The following is a 3612-nucleotide window of genomic DNA, read 5'->3' on the forward strand; positions in this document are numbered from 1 at the left end:
CAGCAGCACCAGACACCCGCTGGCCTATCACAGCCACCGGGCATCCGGCCCTGCCCACACCCATCCTGACCTGCTCCTATTTACGCGTCAGAGGGTTATCCACCCTCCCCCGACGAGGGACTCGACGCCGATAGACGATCATGTTCCCTGTCCGGTTGACACGGGCCAAAAGCGGGTCTCTACGGCTAACTGTCCCCCATACGTCCCCCGCGGACGCCTCCACTCGACGCCGCCCCCGTCATACCACGGAGGGCGTGGCGAAGCGGTCCGGGATGCGCCTGCGCAGAGCCCGGACCGCTCCATCACGCCACCGGCAGGTACCGGAGTCCTTCGATCCGTTTCAGGTAGTCGGTCAACTGTCCAGTGACACATCTGGCGTAGATCGCCAGGAGGACCGGGACACTGTTGCCCGCCCACTCCGCGACTGTCGCGGGGGGAACACCGGCGTTCAGCCACCCTGTGAGGCAGGTGTGGCGGAGGTCGTACACACGTTTGCCAGCGGGAGAGGTGTACTCGTGCGCCGCGAGGACCGCTTCGCGGGCCTTGCCCCACACGCGCCGGTAGACCGAGCCCGCCAGGGTGTCCCCTCCTGCGCCGGGAAGGAGGAGCCCGTCGGGTTTGAGTTCGTACTTGGCGATGACGCGGCGGAGGAGAGCCACTAGATCTGGGTGGATCGGGACGGTGCGGGTGTCGCCCTCGGCGCGACCCTTCAGGTCGCGTACTTCGTGCACCTCTCCGCTGTCCGTCCACTGGCCGCCCACCTCTGGATGGGCCTTGTGGACGATGATCTCGCCCCACCCTGTTTCGGGCAGGACGGCATCGGCGACACGCAGCGCGACGGCTTCCTCGGGGCGTAGGCCGGCGTAGCAGATTGTGGCGAAGAACGCCTGGTACAGCAGTCCACGGCGAGGCCGCTGGCCTATCCATTCGAGCAACGCGGTGACCTGATCCGGATTGAGCAGGGACCGCTTGCTGATCGCCTGCCCCACCCGCGGGCCGCTGTCCCGCCTGCCCAGCTCTGCCAGAGGATTGGCCCTCAGGATGTTGTGCTGGACCGCGCGGTCCAGGGCGAGACTGAGAATGCGGCGGTTTCGATTAACGGAGCTGGCTGCGGCTGCGGTGCCGTCAAGCAGCGTGCTGATCGCCGCAACCACGTGTTCGGCTTTGGCGGTGTCCTCCCAGGCGGACATCGGCAACGTGTTGCGCTCGACCCAGTCGAGGATCGCCTTCACCTCGCCGGGCACCGACGTACCACGCCGCTTCGTGTTGAAGGCGAACTCCCGCAGAGCCGTGCGGATGTCTCGATCGTCGAACTGGCCGGGCTCCGTACGAAGCAAAGCGACTGTGGCGGCTGTCATCGCCTTGGCCGTGTTCTTACGGCTGTTCCCGCTGGTTCGGACCCACTTCCAGTCCACGTACTCAACCGCGAATGAATACCAGCCCGTTTCCGCAGCCTTGCTAGTGAAGCTGACCGGCAATCCGGTCGCAGGACTGAAGGGTTCTCCCCTGCTCGCTGCCGTCTTCAACTCGGCGCGACGGGCATCTGCCTGCCCCTTCGTGGGGTACGTCTCGCTGTGCTTGCGTCTGTCTACGGTCCATACGACGCGATAGCTGTATCCCGTCTGGCGCTTGCGGCGCTCGATGCTGAATATCCGGACGTTGAAAGTTCTCGCTGTCAGGTGTGATCCTCACAATCAGTAAGCCAGTTTTCGAGATCGCCCCGCCGTATCCGCAGGGAGCCGTTGGGGAGGCGGATGCAGCGCGGACCACGCCCCTTTTGCCGCCAGTCGTAGAAAGTCGATCGAGCGATCTGCAACTCGGTGCAGACCTCATCAACGGTCATCTTCTGACCGGCCCTGGCTGCTACTGCCATGGGCCGCTCGCATCTAGCCAGAGGGCCGAGCAAGCAGGGTGATCCTCAACTAGAGTTGACGCCTGAACTCGGAGCAACGCGGGGTAAGTCACGTTTCGAGGCATGGACAGGTTTTTCCTTGCGGGGAATGAGGGCGCATGGACAGCGCCAATACCTCGCGTAGCGTGTGAAATGTCAAACGCCTGCTGAAGGTGTGCGCTGCCCGCGGCGGGTGTGCCGTGGGCTGGGCAGCTCCGCGCCTGCTCTCGACTGCACGGATTGCCCCGGTGTTCGCCGAGGCTCCACCGCCAAGGTGGGCCGGATGCGAACACCCCTCAATGATGGTGACGATCGCCGGTTTGGCTAACCGGCGATCGTCGGCTATGTTGCCCCGCGCCGCGGTCCTCGTAGCTCCCATGTGAGAGCAGCAGAGTGTGGTCGCGCTGCTTCGAACCGTTCTAGGTTTGCTTGCTTCGCCTCGTCGTTCCAGTCTTCTACGCCATCACCCTGTCTGCCGTCGGCGAACCGGCAACCCCAGATCAGCTGGGCCGGGAAGCGGGGTGGATCACCGTGCCCATGTCCTGTTCTCAGGGATCCACCCACCGGTGCCCGGTGGCGGCGCCCCCACAGAAGCCGCTCTCCGGGGGTTTCAAGCCGCCGGCAATCGGCCGCAGCAGTGCGGTACTGGCCGAGGCTTTCAGCGGCATCGGCGTGGAGCGGCGAGAGTTCGCCCTTCGCGAGTGTCGTCGTCCGGGTGGGCGATGGTGGTTCAGGACATGGGGAGATATCACCATGAGTTGCGGGACCAGCCCAGTCCGCGGCGGAAGCGCCTCGGTGTCGGCGGGTCGGAGTAGGGTAATTCGGCACCTCCGGGCCCGATGGCAGGGACCGGGCGGTGCGGTCCCTGGGTGCAGACGGTCGAAGCCGCCTTTCCAAGCTAGAGTTGAGACCACCGGATGCCACCGTCCAGGTCCGACAAACGGAACCAGTTGCCGAACCACTTGAGTCAGCGCAGCCGGCCAAGCAAAGGGGGCACCATGCTGCTCCGACTGAGAATCGCCACGAGTGCCTTGGGCCTGGCCGTCGTACTCGTTGTCGCCGGGTGCGAGATCGCGGTGAACCGAGACTCGGACCGGGCCGAGCTTCCGCCGGCGGCGCCCCGGAGTGACGGCACCGAGGTATGGGATCTGTGCCAGCGGCCGACGGCGGACCAGGTCGGCATCGATCCTGCCGGGGACACCGCCATCTACGAAACGCGGCCATCGCGTCGAGTCCTGCTGCGCCTACCCGAGGACACGCACCTGCGTCTGTCGGCCCGCTACCTGGCATTCAGCTCGATCGCCAGCGAGGACGACGAGCCGGTGAACGTCGATGTGAAGACCGCGACGAAGCCGCTCGGCGACACCGTCGAGACGTACCGATCGGTGCTGGAACAGCTCGGTCTGCCCTCTGACGCCATCGCGCAGTTCCGGGAGGCTGCCCGCGCGGCATCGGGTACCGAAAGTGTCCACAGCGACCGAGTCTCCGTCCGCTACGGTGACCTCGACGACCTCGACATCGGCGTCGTCGCCCGCTACAGCCCTCACACCGGGACCGGGGTGATCTCCGTCGTCGGGCATTGGCAGCAGTGAGGACGGCTGCCTGCCCACTTGAACCGGGTCCAGTACAGGGCTTGATCAAGTTCCTTGGGTGTCTGGGTTGTTGGTGATTCCCAGGAGTGGGAGGGCTCGTTCGGGCTGGTCGCGGATTGCCCGGGTGGT

Annotated in this window: 3 protein-coding genes; 1 reads left to right on the forward strand and 2 read right to left on the reverse strand. The window is 65.6% G+C overall.

Going from position 1 to position 3612, the window contains the following annotated elements; translation table 11 throughout:
• Window positions 1-302 precede the first annotated feature (302 nt).
• Both B124_RS36890 and B124_RS36895 read right to left on the reverse strand, forming a co-directional pair.
• The gene (locus tag B124_RS36890) at window positions 303-1415 is read right to left on the reverse strand and encodes a tyrosine-type recombinase/integrase (protein WP_496507387.1); all 1113 of its coding nucleotides are present in this window, start codon (window positions 1413-1415) and stop codon (window positions 303-305) included.
• Between the two features lie 260 nt (window positions 1416-1675).
• Entirely contained in the window at window positions 1676-1873 is a 198-nt protein-coding gene (locus tag B124_RS36895) for a helix-turn-helix transcriptional regulator (protein WP_496507388.1), read from the reverse strand.
• Between the two features lie 1016 nt (window positions 1874-2889).
• Here B124_RS36895 and B124_RS36900 point away from each other — a divergent pair.
• Complete coding sequence (locus B124_RS36900) at window positions 2890-3483, forward strand: hypothetical protein (protein ID WP_496507389.1); 594 nt, start codon at window positions 2890-2892, stop codon at window positions 3481-3483.
• The last annotated feature ends 129 nt before the right edge of the window (window positions 3484-3612 follow it).

Source organism: Streptomyces sp. CNP082, from assembly GCF_059570535.1.